Annotated in this window: 16 protein-coding genes; 6 read left to right on the plus strand and 10 right to left on the minus strand. The window is 72.5% G+C overall.

The window, feature by feature from the left end:
• The first annotated feature begins 26 nt into the window (after window positions 1-26).
• Together OG294_RS16810 and OG294_RS16815 are read left to right on the plus strand one after the other, a co-directional pair.
• The gene (locus tag OG294_RS16810; RefSeq protein ID WP_327067319.1) at window positions 27-1328 is read left to right on the plus strand and encodes an SWIM zinc finger family protein; all 1302 of its coding nucleotides are present in this window, start codon (window positions 27-29) and stop codon (window positions 1326-1328) included.
• Window positions 1325-2920: a DUF5691 domain-containing protein gene (locus OG294_RS16815; RefSeq protein WP_327067320.1), complete on the plus strand. Its 1596-nt coding sequence runs from the start codon at window positions 1325-1327 to the stop codon at window positions 2918-2920. Before OG294_RS16810 ends, OG294_RS16815 begins: the two co-directional genes overlap by 4 nt.
• Before the next feature lie 7 nt (window positions 2921-2927).
• Here OG294_RS16815 and OG294_RS16820 read toward each other — a convergent pair whose 3' ends face one another.
• From OG294_RS16820 to OG294_RS16830, 3 genes are all read right to left on the minus strand, one after another.
• The gene (locus OG294_RS16820; RefSeq protein ID WP_327067321.1) at window positions 2928-3341 is read right to left on the minus strand and encodes a cobalamin B12-binding domain-containing protein; all 414 of its coding nucleotides are present in this window, start codon (window positions 3339-3341) and stop codon (window positions 2928-2930) included.
• 85 nt (window positions 3342-3426) lie between these two features.
• The gene (gene pcrA / locus OG294_RS16825) at window positions 3427-6015 is read right to left on the minus strand and encodes a DNA helicase PcrA (RefSeq protein ID WP_327067322.1); all 2589 of its coding nucleotides are present in this window, start codon (window positions 6013-6015) and stop codon (window positions 3427-3429) included.
• Between the two features lie 71 nt (window positions 6016-6086).
• On the minus strand, window positions 6087-7283 hold the full coding sequence (locus OG294_RS16830) for a hypothetical protein (protein WP_327067323.1): 1197 nt from the start codon (window positions 7281-7283) through the stop codon (window positions 6087-6089).
• Window positions 7284-7852: 569 nt separating this feature from the next.
• On the opposite strand from OG294_RS16830, the gene OG294_RS16835 reads away from it, so the two are divergent.
• Window positions 7853-9049 (plus strand): acyltransferase family protein, encoded by a 1197-nt coding sequence (locus OG294_RS16835; RefSeq protein ID WP_327067324.1) that lies wholly within the window; start codon window positions 7853-7855, stop codon window positions 9047-9049.
• A gap of 82 nt (window positions 9050-9131) precedes the next feature.
• Here OG294_RS16835 and OG294_RS16840 read toward each other — a convergent pair whose 3' ends face one another.
• The 5 genes from OG294_RS16840 to OG294_RS16860 all read right to left on the minus strand — a co-directional run bounded on the left by OG294_RS16840 (window position 9132) and on the right by OG294_RS16860 (window position 16105).
• The gene (locus OG294_RS16840) at window positions 9132-10694 is read right to left on the minus strand and encodes a glycosyltransferase family 39 protein (protein ID WP_327067325.1); all 1563 of its coding nucleotides are present in this window, start codon (window positions 10692-10694) and stop codon (window positions 9132-9134) included.
• An 88-nt stretch (window positions 10695-10782) separates the two neighbouring features.
• Complete coding sequence (locus OG294_RS16845) at window positions 10783-12012, minus strand: acyltransferase family protein (protein ID WP_327067326.1); 1230 nt, start codon at window positions 12010-12012, stop codon at window positions 10783-10785.
• Between the two features lie 139 nt (window positions 12013-12151).
• Complete coding sequence (locus tag OG294_RS16850; protein WP_327067327.1) at window positions 12152-13675, minus strand: hypothetical protein; 1524 nt, start codon at window positions 13673-13675, stop codon at window positions 12152-12154.
• A 398-nt stretch (window positions 13676-14073) separates the two neighbouring features.
• The gene (locus OG294_RS16855; protein ID WP_327067328.1) at window positions 14074-14775 is read right to left on the minus strand and encodes a response regulator transcription factor; all 702 of its coding nucleotides are present in this window, start codon (window positions 14773-14775) and stop codon (window positions 14074-14076) included.
• Entirely contained in the window at window positions 14768-16105 is a 1338-nt protein-coding gene (locus tag OG294_RS16860) for a PspC domain-containing protein (protein ID WP_442789335.1), read from the minus strand. Before OG294_RS16860 ends, OG294_RS16855 begins: the two co-directional genes overlap by 8 nt.
• A gap of 347 nt (window positions 16106-16452) precedes the next feature.
• Between OG294_RS16860 and OG294_RS16865 the strand changes: the two genes are divergently transcribed.
• The 3 genes from OG294_RS16865 to OG294_RS16875 all read left to right on the plus strand — a co-directional run bounded on the left by OG294_RS16865 (window position 16453) and on the right by OG294_RS16875 (window position 19082).
• Window positions 16453-17202, plus strand: coding sequence for an SGNH/GDSL hydrolase family protein (locus OG294_RS16865; RefSeq protein ID WP_327067330.1), 750 nt, complete (start codon window positions 16453-16455; stop codon window positions 17200-17202).
• Between the two features lie 81 nt (window positions 17203-17283).
• Window positions 17284-18864: a PspC domain-containing protein gene (locus tag OG294_RS16870; protein WP_327067331.1), complete on the plus strand. Its 1581-nt coding sequence runs from the start codon at window positions 17284-17286 to the stop codon at window positions 18862-18864.
• Window positions 18861-19082, plus strand: a complete 222-nt coding sequence (locus OG294_RS16875) for a hypothetical protein (protein ID WP_327067332.1) — start codon at window positions 18861-18863, stop codon at window positions 19080-19082. The genes OG294_RS16870 and OG294_RS16875 overlap by 4 nt, the downstream gene beginning before the upstream one ends.
• 5 nt (window positions 19083-19087) lie before the next feature.
• Here the strand turns inward: OG294_RS16875 and OG294_RS16880 are convergent, their stop codons facing one another.
• Window positions 19088-20140 (minus strand): Rieske 2Fe-2S domain-containing protein, encoded by a 1053-nt coding sequence (locus OG294_RS16880; RefSeq protein WP_327067333.1) that lies wholly within the window; start codon window positions 20138-20140, stop codon window positions 19088-19090.
• Window positions 20141-20400: 260 nt separating this feature from the next.
• Window positions 20401-21996 carry a glutamine-hydrolyzing GMP synthase gene (guaA, locus tag OG294_RS16885; protein ID WP_327067334.1) on the minus strand — a complete coding sequence of 532 codons (1596 nt, stop codon included), beginning with the start codon at window positions 21994-21996 and terminating at the stop codon, window positions 20401-20403.
• Window positions 21997-22866 lie beyond the last annotated feature (870 nt).

Consider the following 22866-nt stretch of genomic DNA (forward strand, 5'->3'; position numbering starts at 1 on the left):
CAGTCCCCCGTCCTAGCGTTCGCGTCATGGAGGAACGCTGGAGCACCGAACACGTCCTGTCCCTCGCATCCGACGCGGCCGCGCGCGCGGCGGGCGGCAGGCTCTCCTCCCCCGCCGCCTGGTCGCGGACCGGGTGCGGGCAGGGGGCGCTCTGGGGGCTGTGCCAGGGCAGCGGGAGCGCGCCGTACCGGACGGTGGTCGAGTTCTCCACGCCTGCCTACCAGTGCAGTTGCCCCAGCCGGACCCTCCCGTGCAAGCACGCGCTGGGCCTGCTCCTGCTGTGGAGCGGCGACCCGGCGGCGGTGCCGGCCGGGGCCGAGCCGGCCGACTGGGCCGCCCGGTGGCTGGCCGGGCGCCGGCGGCGGGCCGAGCCCGCCGCGGCTCCCGCCGACCCCGTCGCCGCGCGGCGGCGCGCCGACCGGCGGGCGGCCCGAGTCGCCGCCGGCGCAGCCGAGTTGCGGCTACGACTGGCCGACCGGGTGCGGCGCGGACTGGCCGACCCGGGCGCCGCCGCGGGCGGCTGGGCGGAGGTCGCGGCCCGGATGGTGGACGCCCAGGCTCCCGGACTCGCCTCCGGAGCAGCGGAGTTGGACCGCCTCCCGGCCGACGGGCAGCTCGCCGGCCACGCCCTGCTGCACCTGCTCGCCACCGCCTGCGAGCGGATCGGCGAGCTGCCCGAGCCGCTGGCCCACACCGTGCGCGCCCGGGTCGGCTTCACCGTCGACAGCGCCGAGCTGCTGGCCGGCCCCACCGTGCGCGACCACTGGCTGGTCCTCGGCAGCCGCGACAGCACCGACGGCCCGCTGACCACCCGCCGCCTGTGGCTGCGCGGCGCCAAGACCGGCCGATCGGCCCTGCTGCTCTCCTACGGCCGCCCCGGCCAGGCCCCCGAACCGACCTTGCCCACCGGCTGGTTGCTGGAAGCGGAGCTGGCCTTCCACCCGGGCGCCCGGCCGCTGCGCGCCGTCCTCGGCCCCCGGCACGGCGCCCCCGGCCCCACGCCCGGCGCGCCGCCGGCCGAGCCGGTGTCCGCCGCCCTCGCCCACTACGGGGAGGCCGTCGCCGCGGACCCCTGGACGGAGACCTGGCCCGTGGTGCTGCGCGACGTACGGCCCATCGCCACCGCCGACGGCTGGCAGTTGACGGATCGTCAGCATGCCCTGCCCCTGCACGCCACCCCCGAGCAGGCGCTCTGGCGGCTGGCCGCGGTCTCCGGCGGCCGTCCGGTGACGGTCTTCGGCGAGTGCGGCCACCGCGGGTTCACCCCGGTGACGGTCTGGGACGAGCAGGGCCGCGCCACCGGCCTGACCACGGGAGGAGCCGCATGAGCAGCGACTACTGGGACCAGCTGCAGAGCACCGCCCTGCTGGGCACCGACCGCCGCCCGCTGCCCGAGCCGGACGGCCCGCCCGCCCTGCAGGCCGCCGCCGCGGGCGTGGACCGGACCGACCCGGCCACCGCCCTGCTGGAGCTGGCCGCGCTGACCGCCGTCCGGCGCCGGGCGGGGCTGCTCCCGCTGCCCGCCCCGGCGCCGGAACCCCCGGCCGGGGACGACGAGCGCCCCGAACTGCCCGCCGCGGCGGCCCGCCGGCTCGCCGTGCTGCTGGCCGGCCGGGCCGCCGGCACCACCACCCAGCCCAATCTCGCCGAACTGCTGCCGCAGTGGCTCTCCCTGGCCCGCGAGCGCGGCTACCGCCCGCCCGCCGCCCAGGTCCCGGCGCTGCTGGAGGCCGCCCGGGCCCGCGGCGAACTGCGCGGTGACGCGGTGGCGCTGGCCGGTCCGCTCGGCCGCTGGCTGGCCGAGCGGAACCCACAGTGGCGCTACGTGCTGCGCACCGCGGGCGCCGAGGGGCCTACCGGGACGGACCTCGTCTGGCAGCAGGGCCTCTTCGCCGAGCGGGTCACCCACCTGACCAGGGTGCGCCGCCGGGATCCGGCCGCCGCGCTCGCGCTGCTCGCCGGCACCTGGCCGAGCGAACGGGCCGAGGACCGGCTGCTCTTCCTGGACGCCCTGCAGGAGGGCCTCTCGCCGGCCGACGAGCCGTTCCTGGAGGCCGCCCTGACCGACCGCAGCAGGAACGTCCGCGCCACGGCCGCCGAACTGCTCTCCACCCTGCCCGGCTCCGCGCTCGGCCGGCGGATGGCCGAGCGGGCCCAGGCCGCGGTGCGGCTGGTCGACGGCGTGCTGCTGGTCACCCCGCCCACCGCCTGCGACGCCGCGATGCAGCACGACGGGATCCCGCCCAAGTCGCCGACCGGGCGCGGCGAGCAGGCCTGGTGGCTGGGCGAGGTGCTGGCCGCCACGCCGCTCTCCTGCTGGACGCACTCCTTCGGCCTGCCGCCAGGCCGGCTGCTCGCCCTGCCCGTCGCGGACGCCCGCACGCAGGTCGGCGCCCACGCCGGACCGGCCGCCGACGGCGGCCCCTGGCGCGACGAGCTGCACGAGGCCTGGGCCCGGGCCGCGGTGCGCCAGGGCGACGCCTCCTGGGCCCGGGCGCTGCTCGGCCCGCCCCCGCGCCGGGCCGGCTCGCCGGCCGTCGCCGGTGCGCCCGCCCGGCTGCTCGCCGTGCTGCCGCCGCCCGAGCGGGCCCTGTGGACCGCGGCCTTCCTGCGCACCCACGGCCCCGGCGACGCCTTCCAGCTGCTCGGCGCCTGCGCCACCCCGTGGACCCCGCCGCTCAGTACCGCCGTGGTGGCGGCCCTGGAACGGGCGGCCACGGCCGGTTCCTACCCGTGGAACCACAGCGGCGTGCTGGGCCTGACGGAACGTTCGCTCGCACCGGCCACCGCACCAGCGGTCGCCGCGCTGGCCGCCGACGCCGCGCCGGACACCGCCTGGGCGGAGACCTTCGCCCGGCTGGCCGGCACGCTGCGGTTCCGCGCGGAGATGCTCGCCGAACTCACCGGGGAAGAGATCTGATGGTTCGTCAACCAGACTCAGCGGCACCGAGATTGGCCTGCACCCAGGCCACCACCTCGCCGGTCGGGGTGCCCGGGGTGAAGATCTCCGCGACGCCCAGCGCCTTCAGCTCGGGGATGTCGGCGGCCGGGATGATGCCGCCGCAGAACACCGTGATGTCCGCCGCGCCCCGCTCCCGGAGCAGGTCGAGCACCCGGGCGCAGAGCGTCATGTGCGCGCCGGACAGGATCGACAGGCCGATCCCGGCGGCGTCCTCCTGGATCGCGGTGTCCACCACCTGCTCGGGCGTCTGGTGCAGGCCGGTGTAGATCACCTCCACCCCGGCGTCCCGCAGGGCCCGGGCGATCACCTTGACACCGCGGTCGTGGCCGTCGAGACCTGGCTTGGCGACCACCACCCGGATCGGGCCCGACCCCACCATCTGCGCCTCCAACGTCACCCGGCGACAACCGACCTGAGGGGAGGTTAGCGCCGGGTGGCGTCCGGACCGTGCGAGGGCGCGCCCGTCAGAGCTTCTCGACCGGCGCGTACCGCAGCAGCAGCACCTTGCGGCCCGAGGCGCCGAAGTCGATGGTGGCCTTCGCCCGGTCCGCCACCCCTTCGGTGCTCACCACGGTGCCCAGCCCGAAGCTGTCGTGGCTGACCCGGTCGCCGACCGCCAGCGCGACCACCTCCCGCTCCGTCACCTTGCGCGCCGACTTGCCCCAGCCCGCCTTCGGCGAGGCCGCGCCGCCCGAGGAGGAGCCGCCCCCCGAGCCGCGCGAGCCGCTGGTCGACAGCCCGCGGGCAGCCGGCACCGCGGCCGCGCCGGTGCGCTTCCACTGCACCAGCTCGGTCGGGATCTCCTCCAGGAACCGCGAGGCCGGGTTGTAGGCCGGCTGCCCCCAGGCGCTGCGCAGCACGCTGCGGGTCAGGTAGAGCCGCTGCCGGGCCCGGGTCAGGCCGACGTAGGCGAGCCGGCGCTCCTCCTCCAGCTCCTTGACCTGGCTCAGCGCCCGCATGTGCGGGAAGATGCCGTCCTCCATGCCGGTCAGGAAGACCACCGGGAACTCCAGGCCCTTGGCGGTGTGCAGGGTCATCATCGTGATGACGCCCGCGCCGTCCTCCTCGTCCGGGATCTGGTCGGAGTCGGCGACCAGCGCGACCCGCTCCAGGAAGTCGGCCAGCGAGCCGACCGGCGGCGCGCCGTCCTCGCCCGCGTCGGGGCGCTCGCCCGGGTCCTGCTCGTACTCCAGGGCCACCGAGGCGAGCTCCTGGAGGTTCTCCACCCGGGTCTCGTCCTGCGGGTCCGTGGAGGACTGCAGCTCGGCCAGGTACCCGGTCTCCTCCAGGACCGCCTCCAGCACGGCGGCCGGCCCGGCCCCCGACTCGACCACCTGGCGCAGCCCGGCCAGCAGCTCGTTGAACTTGCGCACCGCGTTGGCCGAGCGCGCGGCCATCCCGTACGCCTCGTCGACGCGCAGCAGCGCCTGGGCGAAGGAGATCCGCTCGCGCGAGGCCAGCGCCTCGATCATCGCCTCCGCGCGGTCGCCGATGCCGCGCTTGGGCACGTTGAGGATCCGGCGCAGCGGCACGGTGTCCTCGGGGTTGGAGAGCACCCGCAGGTAGGCCAGCACGTCGCGGACCTCCCGGCGCTCGTAGAAGCGCACCCCGCCGACCACCTTGTACGGCAGCCCGACCCGGATGAACACCTCCTCGAAGACCCGGGACTGGGCGTTCGTCCGGTAGAAGATCGCCACGTCACCGGGCTTGGCGTCGCCGGCATCCGTCAGCCGGTCGATCTCCTCGGCGATGAACTGCGCCTCGCCGTGCTCGTCGTCGGCGACGTAGCCGACCACCTTCTCGCCGTGATCCCCGGCCGTCCAGAGCTTCTTCTCGCGGCGGTTGGCGTTGCGCTCGATCACCGCGTTGGCGGCGCTCAGGATCGTCTGGGTGGAGCGGTAGTTCTGCTCCAGCAGGATCGTGGTGGCGTCGGGGTAGTCCTCCTCGAACTGGAGGATGTTGCGGATCGTCGCACCGCGGAAGGCGTAGATCGACTGGTCGGCGTCACCCACCACGCACAGCTCGGCCGGCGGCAGCTCGGCGAGCCCCGCGGCGGCGGGGTTCACGAAGTCGCCGTCCACCGTGCGCCTGGGCGCCGAGCCCGCCGCGCCGCCGGTCAGCTCGCGCACCAGCATGTACTGCGCGTGGTTGGTGTCCTGGTACTCGTCCACCAGGATGTGCCGGAACCGGCGCCGGTAGTGCTCGGCCGCGTCCGGGAAGGCCTGCAGCAGGTTGACCGTGGTCATGATGATGTCGTCGAAGTCCAGCGCGTTGGCCTCGCGCAGCCGCGCCTGGTAGAGCGTGTACGCCTCCGCGAGCTTGCGCTCCATCGGGTTGGCGGCCTGCCCGGCGTAGGTCTCCTCGTCGATCAGCTCGTTCTTGAGGTTGGAGACCTTGGCGGTGAACGACTTCGGCGGGAACTGCTTGGGGTCCAGGTCCAGGTCCCGGCAGACCAGCGACATCAGCCGCTGCGAGTCGGCCGAGTCGTAGATCGAGAAGCTGGAGGTGAAGCCGAGCCGCTTGCTCTCCCGGCGCAGGATCCGCACGCACGCGCTGTGGAAGGTGGACACCCACATCGCCCGCGCCCGCGGCCCCACCAACTGCTCGACGCGCTCGCGCATCTCGCCGGCCGCCTTGTTGGTGAAGGTGATCGCCAGGATCTCGCCCGGCTGCACCCCGCGGGCACCCAGCAGGTAGGCGATCCGGTGGGTCAGCACCCGGGTCTTGCCCGAACCGGCACCGGCCACGATCAGCAGCGGCGCCCCGGCGTGCAGCACCGCCTCGCGCTGCGGGTCGTTCATCCCCTCCAGCAGTTGGGCCGGGTCGACCACGGTGCGGTGGGCGCCGTTGCGGTAGTAGGCGTCGCGCTCGGACTGCGCGGCGTGGTCGGTGTGGAAGAGGTCACTGGGGATCTCTTCCTCGTACCCGCCGGGGCCGTCGTAGTCCTCCGGCGGAGGCTCCTCGGCCAGGTGCACGGGCATCGCGTCGGCGGCGGGCTTCGCCTCGAAGGGCTCGAAGCCGGGCAGCGGGAGGTCGTCAAAGAGGCTACTCATGGCTCTCCGAGTCTATGGCCCGCCGCCGACAACCCGTCCGCCCGCGCCCCGGATCCCGCCCGGAGCGCGGATCACGGCGAGTAGGAGTTCGCGAAGACCAGGTAGACGCCGTAGAAACCGGAGCAGACCGCCGCCGAGCCGAGCAGCACCCCGAGCGAGGCCCGGGAGCGCACCCGCGACAGGCCCGCGGCCAACGGCACCAGCAGCACGAAGGCCGGCACCAGGAACCGCGCCCGGGCGGCGTCGGTCGAGCTGCTGCCGATCGCCACGGCCAGGATCGTCGCGCCGTAGACCAGCCACGGCAGCGGCTGCCGCTGCACCAGCGCGAGCAGGAAGAGGACCACGTAGGCCACCACGACCAGCGCTATCACCACCTGGTTCAGCAGCTGGGGCGGGCTGCCCGGGCTCAGGAACATCTGGTCGAGCCAGCGGGCGGTCCCCATGCCGCCGTCGAACTGCGTCCCCCAGGCGGACTGGATGTAGGAGTAGCCGCTCCAGGACCGGCGCACGTGGTCGACGTAACCGATGTAGCCGACGATCCCCAGCGGCGCGAGCCCCGCCCCCAGCACGATCCGCCACCAGGCGGGGGCGTCCCCGTGCTCCGCCTCGCGCCGGCGCACCCGCCGGACCAGCTCGACGGCGGCCGCCAGGCACACGGCCGCGACGACGGCCGCGGCGGTGGGCCGGACCAGGCCGGCCAGCAGGCTCAGCACACCGGCCCGGATCCAGTTGCGGCGTTGCAGCGCATGGAGCGACCAGGCCGCCAGCGCGGTGAACAGGGACTCGGAGTAGGCCATGCTCTGCACGGCGGCGTGCGGCAGCGCCCCCCAGAGCACCACCGTGATCACGCCCACCCGGCGGTTGTAGCGGTGCGCGACCACGGCGAAGATGCCCAGCGCCGCGACCAGCGAGGCCGCCCAGGCCACGGCCAGCGCTGCACCGGGCGCCGAGACCGGTAGCACGCCGGTGACGGCCCGGATCAGCAGCGGATAGAGCGGGAAGAAGGCCCGGGTCGAGAACGGGACGCCGTTCACACCGTAGACGCCGATGTCGTCGCGGTAGCCGTGGGTCGCGACGTCGGTGTACCAGTGCGCGTCCCACAGGGTGCCCAGGCGGGTGAGGACGGGCACCGAGTGCTGGTTCACCAGCAGTATCAGCACGCCCACCGCGCGCACCGCGAGATAGCCCAGCAACGCGGGCGCGCAGGCACGTAACTGCGCGGCGGCCCGGCCGGTCACCACCCGCCGCGGGCCGCCCGTGGCCGTCACCTGCCCCGCGTTCCACCCTTTGGTGATTGGCAGCACTGGCGTTCCTCATCAGAGTGCGGGCCCGGCCGACGTGACGAAGCAGCCCCTGCGGCCCGCGGGCCGAACTGGACGCGCGGCAGGCCGGAGATGTCGTCCAGGCGGGCCGACTCTATCCGCCGGCTGCGTTTCGCCCCGGGCTCGTTCACTCCAACGAACGGCGCGCAGCACCCGGATACGGCGCGCGAATGATCAAGCACGCTGGCAAAAGGTCGGATTTTCCGATGGCCTATCTTGGTGACCCATGACGAGCACCTGCCATCCCAATCCTGTGGCACAAACCGCCCACTTATCCTCACATCGCCCGCACCCGGACGATGTGTGAGGCCTGAAAGACTCGGTCACCGGGCGGCCGCCCGAGTCCCGTTCCCCCGGACGTGACTCGACGACCGGGCGGACCCCTCCCGAAAGGCCGAGCCTTTCAACGGTCCGCCGTGGTCCTTTCACAGCGCCGCCCCACCCACTCGGCCGGTTGCCCTGACCGATCCGACCCTTCCCTGCGCTCCCGTTTGCGAACAAAGGCCCCTCCCGCCATGCCGACCCCGCTCTCCTTGCTGAACCGGCGCTCCGGTACACGGACCGAAGGAGCAGCCCGAGCCAGCCTCCCCGCCCAGACCGACGGCGGATCCGCCGCGGCCCCCCGGCCCGGAAGGCGCCCCCGCCTCTACGCCCTGGACGGCATGCGGCTGATCGCCGCGCTCGGGGTGCTGCTGTTCCACTACACCGGCCAGGAGCTCGATCCGCGCGTCTGGCACGGGTCCAACAAGACCCTGCTGCCGCACGTCCACGAGATCGGTCGCTACACCTGGATGGGTGTCGAACTCTTCTTCCTGATCAGCGGCTTCGTGATCTGCATGTCGTGCTGGGGCAAGCGCCCGCGCGACTTCTTCATCTCCCGGGTGATCCGCCTCTACCCGGCCTACTGGTTCTGCGTCCTGCTGACCGCCGCGGTGGTCTGGTACGCGGCCCGCCCGTTCGGCAGCTTCGGCGACCTCAGCGCCCGCACCCTCTTCAGCAACCTGTCGATGATGCAGTGGCCGATCGGCTCACCGGCCGTCGACCCGGTCTACTGGACGCTCTGGCTGGAGATGCGCTTCTACGTGGCCTTCGCCATCGTCGTGGCCTTCGGACTGACCTACCGCCGGGTCGTGCTCTTCTGCATGATCTGGTCGTTCGCCGCGATCTTCACCCCGATGATCAACTTCGGTCTGGCCACCGAGGTGACCCAGCCGGTCTACGCGCCGTTCTTCATCGGCGGCATCGTGATGTACCTGATGTACCGGTTCAAGCCGACGTTCCTGCTCTGGGCGATGCTGGTGTTCGACTGGATGATGGCGCAGAACCAGCTGCCGGGGATCATGAAGCAGTACGAGTCCGACGGCAACCGGGGCCTCACCTACACGGTGGCCTGCCTGGTCATGACCGCCTGCTACCTGCTCGTGCTGGCCGCCGCGCTGGGCAAGCTGAACTGGATCAGCTGGAAGTGGCTGACCACCGCCGGTGCGCTGACCTACCCGCTCTACCTGCTCCACCAGGAGATCGGCTGGGTCGGCATCTCCTACCTGCGCCGCTCGCTCCCGCCCGGCGAGACGCTCGGCGCCATGATCGCGATCATGCTGGTGGTCGCCTACCTGGTCAACCGGGTGGTCGAACGGCCGCTCTCGGCGAAGCTGAAGACGTGGCTGGAGTCCTCGTTCAAGGCGATGGCCGAGGCCTCGGACGCGAAGTAGCTCCCGCATGCGCTGCGGCGGGGGTCACCGACCCCACCGGGTCGGCGGCCCCCGCCGCGGTCGCACTGCCCGGGTCGGCCGGTCAGCGGTGCTCCAGCAACGTCACCCAGATCCCCTTCAGGTGCGTGACCGAGGTCGCGGTGTACTTGGCGGAGAGCGCCGTGACCTCGGCGGGGGTGAGGCCACCCGCGGTGTTGGTGACGAGGGCGGCCAACGGGTCGCGCTGGGTACCGGCCGGCTGGTCGGGGCCCTGGGTGACCACCCACAGGCGCTTCTCGTCGCCGACGCAGGCGGCGGGCTGCGGGCACTCCTCGGCGGCCAGCCCGTTGAGCTGGGCCGCGGTCTTGTGGAGGAAGACGTCCCGCGCGCCGTCCACCACGCGCTGGGGCAGGTAGACCTCGACCCCGGCGTCCCAGATCGTGGGGTCGTGCGGGATCACCAGGCCGTCACCGGGCTGGTAGCCCTTGGCGATCATCTGGGCCGCGGCGCGCTCGTCGTAGGGCACCCGGTCGTAGGCGGTCCGGATCGACTGCTGGTTCTTCCAGCAGAACGGCACCAGCACCGCGAACGCGAGGACGGCGACGAGCTTCGGGCGCACCGCCGCCAGGCCGGCGCCGGCCAGCACGGCCCAGGCGCTCAGGATGAAGAGCATGTACCTGGTGAGGAAGTAGGAGACGTTCCCCTCGGTGGAGACCAGGTAGATGAGGACGACGGGCAGGCTGCCGATCAGCAGCAACTGGAAGACCGGCCGGCGGTTGCGGTTCCAGCCCAGCGGCATCGCGGCCAGGATGAGCAGCGGCAGCGAGACCAGCGCCGTGCCGAAGAGGCCGTCCCACAGGGCCGGCAGCGAGTCGAGCGTCGGGCGACTGATCCAGGAGATCTGCTTGGTCACCTGCGTCTGGCCCTCCAGGGCCAGCGGCAGCGCCGGTACCACCGCCAGCACCGCCGTGCCGGTGAACTCGGCCAGTCGTCGCCACGGGCGCCCGCGCCCGGGCCAGTACTGCAGGGCCACCAGGCAGAAGTGCGGCACCAGCACGCTCAGCGCCACGAGTTGGAAGAGGCCGACGACGGTCACCGACAGCCCGTAGCAGATCCAGCGCAGCAGCGAGGGGCGCTCCAGCGCGCGGAACAGCAGGAAGGTCGCGGCGGCCACGGCGCACATGACGATCGCGTAGGGGCGGGCCTCCTGGGCGAACCGCGAGACCATGGGTATGGTCACGAAGACCAGTCCGGCCAGCAGTCCGGCCCGGGCCGAGAAGAGCTTGCGCCCGGTCAGCGCGATGAACGCGGCGGCGCCGGCCATGGCGATCGCGGACGGGGCGCGCAGGCTGGTCGCCGAGTCGCCGAAGACGTTGATCCAGAAGTGCAGCAGCAGGTAGTAGACGCCGTAGACCGCGTCTATGTTGTGCAGCATGTGCCAGAGCTGCGAGGTGCTCCGGTCGGCGGCCCGCCAGCTGGCCAGCTCATCGCCCCACAGCTGGGGTCCGGCACTGCCGTAGAAGCCGACCACCAGCATCACGAGCGCGGGTGCCAGCCAGGACAGGAGTCCACTCGCACGGCCGAACCGCAAAGCCCGGTGACCGGAGCCCGGCACCTCGGGTATCGCCTCCTCGGCCAAGGGGGCGGGCAGTGTTGGTTGGGCCATGGAAGTCATCCCTCGTCTTTGTCACTGGCGACCCGTGCCGGGTTGGCCGGAGCACGGGCGCGGCTGGCGGAACTCAAGTGGCGTGACGTCACACCGGAGTTCGCTCCTTCAGTTCTCTGGCCGTCGTGTCGGGGGTCCTCGGTGCTCCGGCCGTCGCGTCGATCGCCGTCAACGAGGCGAAGGCGGAGTCGAGCCCCTTCTTCATGCCGCGGGTCAGCGGCCGCTCCACCAGGCGGTGCACCATATAGGCGAGCAGCAGCAGGGACGGGACCACGACGGCCAGCACGGCGTAGGGCTGCATCGACTGGCGCAGCCAGCAGATCATGGTCGTCCCGATCTCCTGGTGCAGCAGGTACAGCGGGTAGGTCAGCGAGCCGGCCACCGTCAGCCAGCGCCACTTGATCCAGTTGAACCAGCCGATCGCGGCGGCCAGCACCAGCAGGAAGCAGAGGGTCAGCAGACCGGCCGCCACCGACCAGGAGATGTGCTGCGGCAGGTACATCTGGTACATCTGCACCGTGCCGAGCAGCTGGTACTGCGCGAGCAGGAACGAGAAGCCGAGCATCCCCCAGAGCAGCAGGTTCTTGCCGAACCGGTACATCAGGTACATGGTGATGCCGGCCACGAAGAGCGGCGCGTAGCCGGGCTGCACGACGGCCGAGAGCAGCGGGAAGTTCACGCTGGGCGCGATCGCCGCCAGGAAGGTCCAGATCCCGCAGAAGGCCACCACGCGGCGGTAGGTCAGACCCCTCGCCACCACGACGGCGAACAGCACGTAGAAGAGCATCTCGACCCAGAGCGTCCAGTAGCTCGGGTCGACCAGCGGGGCGCCCAGCGGCGACGGCAGCATGGTCGCGTTGACCATGACGTTGCGCGCCGTCAGGTCCTTGACCGTGCTGAACGGGTAGCCCGCCCACAGGACCACGGCAGTGGTGATGGCGATCGCCGCCCAGTAGGCGGGGTAGAGCCTGACCACCCGGGAGACGAAGAAGTCCTGCGGTCGCTTGCCCCAGCAGGACATGCAGATCACGAAGCCGCTGATGAGGAAGAACAGCTCGACGCCGATCCAGCCGTAGATGGCCACGCCGTGCAGTCCGGGCATCAGCTGGTCGGGGCGGCCGTGCCAGGTCTGCTCCCAACCGACCGGCTTGCCGATCAGGTGGAAGCTCATCACGCTCAGTGCGGCCAGCAGGCGCATCCCGTCCAGCACGTACAGCCGCGGGCGGCTGTGCTTGCCGGAGCCCCTCGACTGTTCGGCGCGGGCGGGTCGGTCGGCCGAGACGGATTTGAGCCGGCTCGGCAGGACGGGGATTGGCATCGATCGGCGCTTCCTGACGGGGCGCCGGGCGGCGCTGGGGCTTGTCGTCAAAAGGGGAGCCTACAGGCACGGCCGGTGGGCTCTGTATGCCCACCGGCCGTGCCACACGCGGGCCCACGGGGCTCGCGCTGAGGGGATGTCAGGGATTGACCACCTTGTACAGGTACTCGCCCTGCGGGCTGGTCGCCACCTGCTGGTAGTGCGGACCGCTCGGCAGGACCACGCCCTGCCCGGGCATGATCAGCACCCAACTCGCGTGGTACTTGGCCAGCAGCTCGCTGCGGTCCTGGTCGCTGGCTTCCTTGGAGTAGAAGAACTCCCAGACGTCGTGGTTGCGCTGGTCGAACACCGACTGGGCCACGGCCGGGTCCGGGTAGTTGGTGCTGACGGTGTAGTAGCCGTACGCGGGCAGCTGGTCCAGCGGCCGCTCGCCCGACGTCATCACCACGTCGCCGTACTTCAGACCGTACTTGGCGGTCCACTCGTAGCCGGGCCACGGGTTCCAGGTCTGGACGTTGTCGACCACCCCCTTGGGGAAGTCCTTCTTCGGGATCAGGTAGAAGATCGTGCCGGCCTGCACCCACATGCCCAGGACCAGTGCCACCGTGAGGATCAGCGACAGCTCGCGCTTGAACCAGTCCTTCCACGGGATCTCCGCGGCCTCGACGGCCACGGCCAGCTGCATCGTCATGACCAGCCCCGGGTAGGCGCGGCCGAAGCTGTAGTGACCGCTGAACCAGCCGTACGCCACGACCGCGCCGATCAGCAGGAAGGTGAGCACCAGCGGGTCGAGGCGGTTGCGCCGGAACCGCATGAACAGCGCGGGCAGGCCGAGCACCAGGGCGAAGCCGAACCAGGCCAGCGGCGCGCTGTAGAGACCCTGGTGCATCGCGTCCAGGGCGGCGGACTGCTGCTGGTCCAGCAGGCTGAAGTACGGCCAGGCCAGCACCGCGACGAGGGTGACGGCCGCGGACAGGACCCACAGCAGCCAGTTGCGCACGCTCAGGCCGCGCAGCGAGCCGATCATGATGCCGGCCAGTCCCAGGCAGATCACGATGCCGGTGAACGGGTGCGACAGCAGGACGACGAACAGCACCAGGCCGACCGCCACGTGCGCCGGGATCCGGACGGCGAGCTTGTCGGAGAGCGGGTTGCGGTCGGGCACCCGGCCCAGCAGCCGCAGCGTGCCGGCCCACAGCCAGAACATCAGGCCCGCCGCGAAGGCGCTCGGGTACGACAGCCCCAGGCAGAAGGAGAGCCACGACTCGTAGCCGCTCCACACCTCGACGTTGACGCCCCAGAGGAAGAAGTACGTGAACAGGGCTATGACGGGAGCCCACGCGCGGCTGGTCAGGGACCGGACGAAGGCGCCGATCCCGGTGATCACGAGCAGCACGTTCATGACCGCGAGCAGGTGCATCGTCTTCAGTGGCACCAGGCCGGTGGCCATCGACACCAACGCACCGAAGACCTGGTACGGCGCGAAGTAGGGACTGTTGGTCCCCGAGATGTCGATCAGCGGGCTGGTCGGGTGTGAGAAGTTCTCCCGCAGTCGCCAGATGGTCGACGCGTGCTGCCCCTGGTCACCCGACCAGGGCAGGGCAGCGCACATCGGCACCAGGATCAGCAGGAAGATCAGGCCGGTGACCCGGTACGGGGTCACGCGGAACAGCCACTCGCGCAGACCGCCACGACGCGCGCCCGTCCCCCGGGCGCCCCCCCTGATCGTGATCGGCTGATTCTCGTCGTCGACGGACGCTTCGGATGCAGGAAGGCTCGAAGCTGCGGCGGTGTCGGTCACGGTGCTCCACAATACGGCAACTAGTGGCCCGGAATTCTCGGGGCCGGACGATGCCCCCGGCCCGCTTCTTCGGCCCGGGGTCCATGCGATGACCCCACGGCAGCGGCGGGATCCGGACAACTCACGCACCCGAGGGCGTGCTCGCGCACAGCTCCCCCGGCACAGCCATCGTCACGAGCGGACGACTGCATACCCAGTATGCTAGAGGAACTGCATACTGGGTATGTCCTTAGGGGCACCACGCGCTCCCGCCCGCGGGCTCAGACCAGTCGACGCGCCGTCGCCCAGCGGGTCAGCTCGTGCCGGTTGCTCAACTGCAGCTTGCGCAGCACCGCCGAGACGTGGCTCTCCACCGTCTTCACCGAGATGAAGAGCTGCTTGGCGATCTCCTTGTACGCGTATCCGCGGGCGATCAGCCGCAGCACCTCGCGCTCGCGCTGGGTCAGGCGGTCCAGGTCCTCGTCCACCGGCGGGGTGTCGGTGGCGGCGAACGCGTCCAGCACGAAGCCGGCCAGCCGCGGCGAGAAGACCGCGTCACCGTCGGCGATCCGGAAGATCGCGTTGACCAGGTCGCCACCGGTGATGGTCTTGGTGACGTAGCCGCGGGCGCCGCCGCGGATCACGCCGATCACGTCCTCGGCGGCGTCGGAGACCGACAGCGCCAGGAACTTCACGCCACCCGGCTCACCCATCACCGCGGCGGAACGGCGCAGCACCTCGACACCGCCGCCGCCGGGCAGGTGGACGTCGAGCAGCACCACGTCGGGGCGGGTCTCGGCGACCACCTTGACCGCCGACTCCACGTCGTCGGCCTCGCCCACCACGTCGATGCCGGTGGCCTCGGTACGGCCGATCTCGGCGCGCACACCGGTGCGGAACATCCGGTGGTCGTCGACCAGGACCACCCGCGCCTGCCGGTCGGGGCCCCCCGCCCCGGCGTCGGGCGCAACAGCGTCAGTCATCAGCAGCTCTCTCCATCTCCAACTCGACCTCGGTGCCGCCGTCCGGCGCGGGACGCACCCGTGCGGTGCCGCCGTTGCGCTTCATCCGGCCGATGATCGACTCGCGGACGCCCATCCGGTCCTCCGGCACGGTGTCCGGGTCGAAGCCGGGGCCGTGGTCGCGCACGAACACCGACACCGTCCTCCCCTCCACCTCGGCGTAGACCTGCACCGGTCCTCCGCCACCGTACTTGGCGGCGTTCACCATCGCCTCACGCGCGGCCTGCATCTGTGCGGTCAGCCGCTCGTCCATCGGGCAGTCGCCGACGCAGACCAGCTCGACCGGCACCCCGTGGCGGTCCTCCACCTCGGCCACCACCGAGCGCAGCCGCTCGGCCAGCGTGTCGGGGGCCGCCTCGGCAGCGGCCTCGGGCCGGTAGAGCCACAGCCGCAGCTCGCGCTCCTGGGCCCGGGCCAGGCGCTGGACCTCCTTGGGGTCCTCCGAGCGGCGCTGGATCAGGGTGAGGGTGTGCAGCACCGAGTCGTGGATGTGCGCGGCGATCTCGGCCCGCTCCTGGGCCCGGATCCGGGCGGTGCGCTCGGTGGCGAGGTCCTGCCACATCCGCAGCGCGTACGGTCCGGTCAGCACCAGGACGCCGGCGAGCACCGCGAGCGACGCCTCGATCACCGAGGCGAGCGTGGAGCCGGCGCCCTGCAGCACCAGGAAGCCGATGATGCCCACGGTCACCAGCAGCACGCCGACGCCGACCCGGGTGAAGGCCACCCGCCGCTTGCCGCCGCCCTCCAGGCCGAACCAGCGCTGCCAGCGCGAGTCGTCGGCCTGCCGCCAGACCAGCGCGACACCGACCCCGATCGCCAGCAGCGGCCAGGTGTAGGGGCTGGAGGACTGGATGTTCAGCACGTTGAGCAGCGCCATCACGCCGATGACCAGCATCAGCAGGGCGGCCAGCTGGCCGAGGTTCTGCCGGCTGCCCGAGGTGGGCGAGCCCGCCGCCCCGCTCGTCTCGGCGATCACCGGTTCGCCCTGGAAGGTGCCCTGCAGCATGTCGCGCAGCCGCCCGAGCCGACCGCGCCTGCCCTTGCGCAGCGGGTCGGGGGTCACGCCGGAGGCGCCGGCCGGCACGAACTGGCCGTTCGCCCAGACGTAGCTGACGCCCAGTCCGCCGCGCGCCCCCGGTTCGCCGATGCCGATCGGCACCACGAACCAGAAGGCCGCGTACAGCAGCACCCCGATCCCGTTGGCGAAGGTGAGCAGCACGAAGGCCGCCCGCACCCAGACCACCGGCAGCCCCAGGTGCACCGCGAGTCCGTGTGCCACCCCGCCCAGCATCCGCGAGTGCGGGCTCCGGTAGAGCTTGCGGTACGGCGGCCGGGCCGCGCCCTGGGTCGGCTCGCCGCCGCCGCCCGGTGGAGCTTCGGCGGCGGAGGTGCTCGGGTTCGCTTCGGTACCGGGGACTGCCACGCCACAGATGGTCACACGGGCGCGGGGGCGAGCGCATCAGGGTGCTCCCCCTAAGGTTCGCCCGTGGCCGCTCCCGGGACGCCGCGGGACCCGGCAGGCGGCGGCAACGCCCCCCGGTCCGGCGTACAGCCCCGCGTGTCGCCCCTCGCCTCAAGATCAGACAATCCTATGATCCGGCGCATCTGACAGATCGTCATACATCTGGAGGTTGCGCCATGAAACGGACCATCATCGCCCTGCTGTCCGCGACCCTCTGCGCGGGCCTGGGCCTGGCCAGCTCCGTTCCCGCCCAGGCCGCACCCGCGCACCGGGACGCCGCCCCGCCGCTGCTGCGGGTGATGCCGCTCGGTGACTCGATCACCGTGGGCGTCGGCAGCCAGAGCCAGGCCGGCTACCGGCTGCCGCTCTGGCAGCTGGTCACCGGACAGTCCCGCTACACCGTGCAGTTCGTCGGCTCGCAGCGCGACGGCTCCTTCCCCTCCCCGCAGCACGAGGGGCACAGCGGCTGGATGATCGACGACATCCGCTCCCACGTGGACGGCTGGCTCGCCGCACAGCGGCCGGACGTCGTGCTGCTGCACATCGGCATCAACGACCTGGACCGCGGGGCGGACAAGGACCACGCCCCCGACCGCCTGCAGGCCCTGGTCGAGCAGATCTTCGCCGACCGCCCCGGCGTCACCGTCATCCTGCAGGGCCTGCTGCCGACCACCGACGGCCTCCAGACGCAGGTGCGCCGCTTCAACCGCCAGGCCCGGACCCTCCAGTCGACCGAGCGCGAGCTGGGGAACCGGCTGAGCTGGGTCACCCCGCCCGCGCTGACCCAGGACGAGTGGAACGACCGGCTCCACCCCAACGACCGCGGCTACGCCAGGATGGCCGTGGCCTTCTTCGGCGCCCTCGACAGCGAGGCCCACCGCCTGGTCGACGACGCCCCGGTGCACGCGGGCGCCGGCTGCCCCTGAGCGCTGTCTCAGGGACAGATCAGGGTCCGCACAGGGCCCACCCCGCTCCCGCGCGCCGCTCCCAACCCCCAGGATGGAGCCATGACGCAGGAGCAGAGCGCGGCCGAGGACGAGCGGGCCGCCCAGGAACAGCCCGGGGGCGAACGCCCGCCCCTGGTGCGCGACGAGAGCCACCGCGTGGTGGCGGGGGTCTGCGGGGGGCTCGGCCGGCACCTGGACATCGATCCGGTGGTGTTCCGGGTGGTCACGGCAGTGCTCTGCCTGACCGGCGGGCTCGGGCTGTTCCTGTACGGCCTGGCCTGGCTGATCGTGCCGACCGAGCACCCGGACGGCAAGCACGGTCGGACCGAGCTGCAGCGGGTGCTGACCGGCCGGGTGGACGGCCAGTCGATCGGCGCGGTGCTGCTCACCGTGATCGGCACCGGGGTCTTCTTCTCCTGGATGGGCAGCGGCGACTCCACCTTCCCGCTGCTGCTGCTCGGCGCGATGATCTTCTTCGCGGTGCGGCACGACCCCGAGCGCCGCCGCCGGGCCCGCGGGCTCGGGCAGCCGCCGCGGCAGGGCGGTCCGTACGACCGGCCCACCGGCCGGCCCGGCGACCTCGGTCCGGGCAGTGCGGGCGCAGACTCGCCGCTGAGCGACTGGCAGAGCTGGCGGCGCGACTTCCACGAGGAGTGGGCGAGCCGCACGGCCGCGATGCGCGAGGAGTGGGCCACCCACACGGCGCACCTGCGCGAGGAGTGGGCCAACCACAGCGGGGAGATCCAGGAGCACGTCAACCTGGCCAAGGAGACGCTGAACCGGCGCGGGGGGGCGGCCCGCTCCGCCGAGCCGGGCACCGCCCCCACCGACGCGCCCCCCAGCAGCACCGGCTACCTGTGGGACCCGCGGCACCCCGAACGCAACCCCTACGGCGCCACCCCGCCGCCGGGCGCGCCCGCCCAGCCCTGGTGGCAGCGCAGCGACCTGCCCGAGGGCGACCCGCTGCGCAAGTCCGCCCCGGGCGCACCGACGCCACCGCCGCCGCCGCGCCCGGTGCACCGCGAGCGCCGGCCCCGCTCGGTGCTGGCGCCCTTCGGACTGCTGCTGTCGGTCGGCGCGGCCTGGCTGGTCTGGACGCTGCGGTCGCACCAGAACAGCACGGTGCTGCTCTCCGGCGTGCTGGCCACCTGCCTGCTCGGGCTCGGCCTGACCATGCTGGTGGGCGTGAAGTTCGGCCGCGCCCGGGTGCTGACCGTCCCGGCCCTGGTGCTCACCGCCGTGCTGGCCGCGGGCAGCACCTCCGCCACCTCGCTGCACGCGGGCGTCGGCAACCGGACCTGGACGCCGGCCAGCGCGGCCGCCGTGCAGCACCAGTACGCGCTGGGGGCCGGGGACATCTCGCTGGACCTGTCGGCGGTCGACCCGGCCAGCGGCACGGTGAGCAGCTCGGTGCGCCTCGGCGCGGGCCAGGCCGACGTGACGCTGCCGCCGGACGTCGAGGCGAACCTGACCCTGCACACCGTGGTCGGCAGCATCCACCTGCCCGACCGGACCTTCGACGGCGACGTCGGCACCCGGCAGACGGTCCACCTCGCCCCGGTCGGCGGCGCGGCGAGCAAGGGAACGATCGACCTCGACATCGTGGTCGACCTCGGCGACATTCAGGTGGTGCAGGGATGAAGCGGCATCGGTTCGACCTCTACTCGTTCATGGCGGGCGGTCTGTTCACGGCGATCGCCGTGGTCTACCTGGTCGCCTCGCTGAACGACTCCACGGTGAACGGACGGATCGTCATGCCGATCACCCTGATCGTGCTCGGCGCGGCTGGCCTGGCCGGCGCGGTGGCCGCGATGGCCCGCCGCGGCCGGGGCCCGGACGCCGGTGACCCGGACGCCTGAGGGCGTCAGGACTGCAGCGGGCCGAGGTCGAGCCGGTCGCCGTTCTTGGTGACCCGGTACCTCGGCAGCGGCTTGACCGCCGGGCCCGCCAGCACCGCGCCGGTGGCGGCGTCGAACTTCGAACCGTGGCAGGGGCAGCGCAGCTGGCCCTGCTTCGGCGCGTCCACGGCGCAGCCGGCGTGCGTGCAGACCGAGGAGAGGCCGCAGTACTGGCCCGCCGCGGGCTGGACGATGTAGACGGCGTCGCCGCTGGCGGGGTCGGTGACGGTGGCGGAGCCGCCCACCGGGACGTCCGCGAGGGCGACCGAGGCCTTCGCACCGCCCGCGGGGGCACTCGCGATACCCCCGGCGGGGGTGGCAGCGGAAGCCGGCCTGGGCTTGCGGCGGATGAAGGTGGCCGTCAGCGAGCCGCCCAGCAGCCCCGCCCCGCCGAGCGCGACCGCCGCGATGGAGCCGTCCAGGAAGCTGCGGCGGCGCACCGCCTCCTCGGGCAGGCCGCGCCGCCGGTCGCGCTCGGCCCGGCCCGCGATGAAGCCGTCCACCGACAGGTACGGCGTCCCGGCCAGCAGCAGGGTGGTCCAGGCCATCAGGTAGGGCAGGTCGTTGCCCAGGAAGTAGGGCGAGACGTGGAAGCTGACCGTCAGGAACAGGGTCAGGCTGAGGAGCGTGCCGCCGAGCGCGGCCACCCGGCCCCACAGCCCGCACAGCGTGCCGAGCCCGACCGCCAGCTCGCCGAAGGCGATCAGCAGGCCGAAGAAGGTGGGCTGGTGCAGTGCCGGGGCCAGCGCCCAGCCGATCGGGCTGTTCGCCCGGGCGGCCACGGTCTGCGCGTAGAAGGACTGCGGATCGCCGGCGCCGGCCAGGTAGTGGCTGTCGGCGAGCTTCTCCAGGCCCGCGTACGCGAAGGTGACGCCGAGGAACAGGCGCACCGGCAGCAGCGCGTACCGGCCGGCGAACGCCCGGCGCTGCGCCGCTCGCGCCGCCCGCCCGGCCGGCCCCGAGGGCGCCGGCCCGGCGAGTGGTCCCGCGGTCTCGACCGGGTCCGTGGTCCCCTCCATCATCGCGTCACCCTTCCCACAGCAGTCCGCCTCTCACCACAACCTGTCCACCCGCGACCGGTCCGGGTGGGATTCTGCCCGTTCCAGCCCGATCCCGACGGTATCCCGCCCACCTGTGCGCCAGCTCGGCGCACAGCCGTGACCCGGCCAGGATCTGACGCGAACGGCCGCACCGCCATCCACGGGTACGCGGATGGCGGTGCGGCCGTTCAACGACTGACGGGAGGTTTCCGGCGGGCCCGGTCAGACCCGCCCGGGGATCACTCCCACTCGATGGTGCCCGGCGGCTTGCTGGTCACGTCCAGCACCACGCGGTTGACGTCGCGCACCTCGTTGGTGATCCGGGTGGAGATCTTGGCCAGCACCTCGTAGGGCAGCCGCGACCAGTCGGCGGTCATCGCGTCCTCGGAGGAGACCGGGCGCAGCACGATCGGGTGACCGTAGGTGCGGCCGTCGCCCTGCACGCCGACGCTGCGCACGTCCGCCAGCAGGACCACCGGGCACTGCCAGATCTCGCGGTCGAGACCGGCCGCGGTCAGCTCCTCGCGAGCGATCGCGTCGGCCTCGCGCAGCAGGTCCAGGCGCTCCTTGGTGACCTCGCCGACGATCCGGATGCCCAGGCCCGGGCCCGGGAACGGCTGGCGCTGGACGATCTCCTCGGGCAGGCCGAGCTCCTGGCCGACCATCCGGACCTCGTCCTTGAACAGCTTGCGCAGCGGCTCGACCAGCTCGAACTGCAGGTCCTCCGGCAGGCCGCCGACGTTGTGGTGCGACTTGATGTTCGCGGTGCCGGTGCCGCCACCGGACTCCACCACGTCCGGGTAGAGGGTGCCCTGGACCAGGAAGTCGACCGACTCGCCGTGCTCGCCGGCCTCGGCGACGATCTCGGCCTGCGCCTGCTCGAAGACCCGGATGAACTCCCGGCCGATGATCTTGCGCTTCTGCTCCGGGTCGCTGACGCCCTTGAGCGCGGTCAGGAACCGCTCCTGGGCGTCGACCACCTTGAGCTTGACGCCGGTGGCGGCCACGAAGTCCTTCTCGACCTGCTCGGTCTCGCCCTGGCGCATCAGACCGTGGTCCACGTACACGCAGGTCAGCTGGGAGCCGATGGCCTTCTGCACCAGCGCCGCCGCGACCGCGGAGTCCACGCCGCCGGACAGGCCGCAGATCGCGCGCTTGGTGCCGACCTGCGCCTTGATCAGCGCGACCTGCTCGTCGACCACGTTGTGGGTGGTCCAGGTCGGGGCCAGGCCCGCACCGCGGTAGAGGAAGTGCTCCAGGATCTGCTGGCCGTGCGTGGAGTGCAGCACCTCGGGGTGGTACTGGACGCCGTAGAGCCGGGCCTCGTCGTTCTCGAAGGCGGCGACCGGGACCACGTCGGTGGCGGCGGTCACGCTGAAGCCCTCGGGCGCGGCGGAGCAGGCGTCGCCGTGCGACATCCAGACCGACTGCTCGGCCGGGGTGCCCTCGAAGAGCGTCGAACCGCTCTTGCTGACGTGCAGCGGGGTACGGCCGTACTCGCGCGCGCCGGTGTTGTCGACGGTCCCGCCGAGCGTGATCGCCATCAGCTGGAAGCCGTAGCACATGCCGAAGACCGGCACCCCGGCCTCGAAGATCGCGCGGTCGAGCCGCGGCGCGCCTTCCTCGTAGACCGAGGACGGACCGCCGGAGAGGATGATCGCCTTCGGGTTCTTCGCGAGCATCTCGGCGACCGGCATGGTGCTCGGCACGATCTCGCTGTAGACCCGTGCTTCACGCACCCGACGGGCGATGAGCTGGGCGTACTGGGCGCCGAAGTCGACCACCAGAACGGTGTCGACCGGCGGTACGGACTGGTCGGGGGTAGCAGGGGACACAGACGGCCTTCCGGCAGCGAACGGGAGGTGTCGCACGCAGCGCCTGCGAGGGCGGCGGCGGGCGACCGGTGGGGGTGTCACCACCGATTCTACCGGCCGACCTCTTGACCCCCTTCACCCCTTTGCCCACGGCTCGCCCGCAGGCCGTGTCCGCGCCGGGCGCGCGCTCGTTCTCCCGGCGACCGTACGACCGCGCCGCACCGGCCAGGTGCGGCGCATCGGCGCCCGGGCCCGCGCCCGTACGGTCCGGCAGGACCACGCGTGGAAGATTCCAGTCCACTCGCGCGTGTGGCGCTCCACCGTCGGCGGCATCGGCGGCCCGGAGCGCCGTGGGACCGCGCGCGGGTGCGGTGGAACCGGCGGCAGGGGACAGCGGCCGGCTCCCGACTGCGCCAGGAGGTGCGGCGGCAGGCACGGGGACGCCCGGGAACGCCGCCGCACCACCCGGGGCGGCGGCTCGTCCGAGCGAGCCATACGAACGACTTGTACGACTACCGAACGTCACCGCAGCCTCCCAGGTCGCCGCACCCGGAGCAGGTCCGGACCTGCTGCTGACAGGCTGTCAGGAGCACGGTCGGCGAAAAATGGACTGGGCCGAAGTCGGCCGAATCGGTTGCAGAGCATGGCCTGTGTCCACCACGATGCTGGGGAGGGGGTTCTCCGGTGGCCGACTCGGGCCACCGGCACGTGCTTCCCACGACTGCCCATCGGCAGTAACAGTGGGTATCGCCTCACGCTCCGTGAGGGCGAAGCGGTCGGTCGGCGCGCGGGGCACCTCCCGGCGCCCGGCCCGCATCCACACCCGGTTCGCCGGGGCACGACTCGAAGCCAACCGAATAGACGGCGCTCATCCCCCGGCGCCGTCACCCC

This window comes from Kitasatospora sp. NBC_01302 (assembly GCF_035976515.1).
Taxonomy (GTDB): Bacteria; Actinomycetota; Actinomycetes; order Streptomycetales; family Streptomycetaceae; genus Kitasatospora.

What these genes read in the sequence shown, in the direction of transcription:
- OG294_RS16810 (WP_327067319.1), top strand. Translation starts at nt 27, where the DNA reads ATGGAGGAACGCTGGAGCACCGAACACGTCCTGTCCCTCGCATCCGAC.
- OG294_RS16815 (WP_327067320.1), top strand. Translation starts at nt 1,325, where the DNA reads ATGAGCAGCGACTACTGGGACCAGCTGCAGAGCACCGCCCTGCTGGGC.
- OG294_RS16820 (WP_327067321.1), bottom strand. Translation starts at nt 3,341, where the DNA reads ATGGTGGGGTCGGGCCCGATCCGGGTGGTGGTCGCCAAGCCAGGTCTC.
- pcrA (WP_327067322.1), bottom strand. Translation starts at nt 6,015, where the DNA reads ATGAGTAGCCTCTTTGACGACCTCCCGCTGCCCGGCTTCGAGCCCTTC.
- OG294_RS16835 (WP_327067324.1), top strand. Translation starts at nt 7,853, where the DNA reads ATGCCGACCCCGCTCTCCTTGCTGAACCGGCGCTCCGGTACACGGACC.
- OG294_RS16840 (WP_327067325.1), bottom strand. Translation starts at nt 10,694, where the DNA reads ATGGCCCAACCAACACTGCCCGCCCCCTTGGCCGAGGAGGCGATACCC.
- OG294_RS16845 (WP_327067326.1), bottom strand. Translation starts at nt 12,012, where the DNA reads ATGCCAATCCCCGTCCTGCCGAGCCGGCTCAAATCCGTCTCGGCCGAC.
- OG294_RS16855 (WP_327067328.1), bottom strand. Translation starts at nt 14,775, where the DNA reads ATGACTGACGCTGTTGCGCCCGACGCCGGGGCGGGGGGCCCCGACCGG.
- OG294_RS16860 (WP_442789335.1), bottom strand. Translation starts at nt 16,105, where the DNA reads ATGCTGGGCGGGGTGGCACACGGACTCGCGGTGCACCTGGGGCTGCCG.
- OG294_RS16865 (WP_327067330.1), top strand. Translation starts at nt 16,453, where the DNA reads ATGAAACGGACCATCATCGCCCTGCTGTCCGCGACCCTCTGCGCGGGC.
- OG294_RS16870 (WP_327067331.1), top strand. Translation starts at nt 17,284, where the DNA reads ATGACGCAGGAGCAGAGCGCGGCCGAGGACGAGCGGGCCGCCCAGGAA.
- OG294_RS16875 (WP_327067332.1), top strand. Translation starts at nt 18,861, where the DNA reads ATGAAGCGGCATCGGTTCGACCTCTACTCGTTCATGGCGGGCGGTCTG.
- OG294_RS16880 (WP_327067333.1), bottom strand. Translation starts at nt 20,140, where the DNA reads ATGGAGGGGACCACGGACCCGGTCGAGACCGCGGGACCACTCGCCGGG.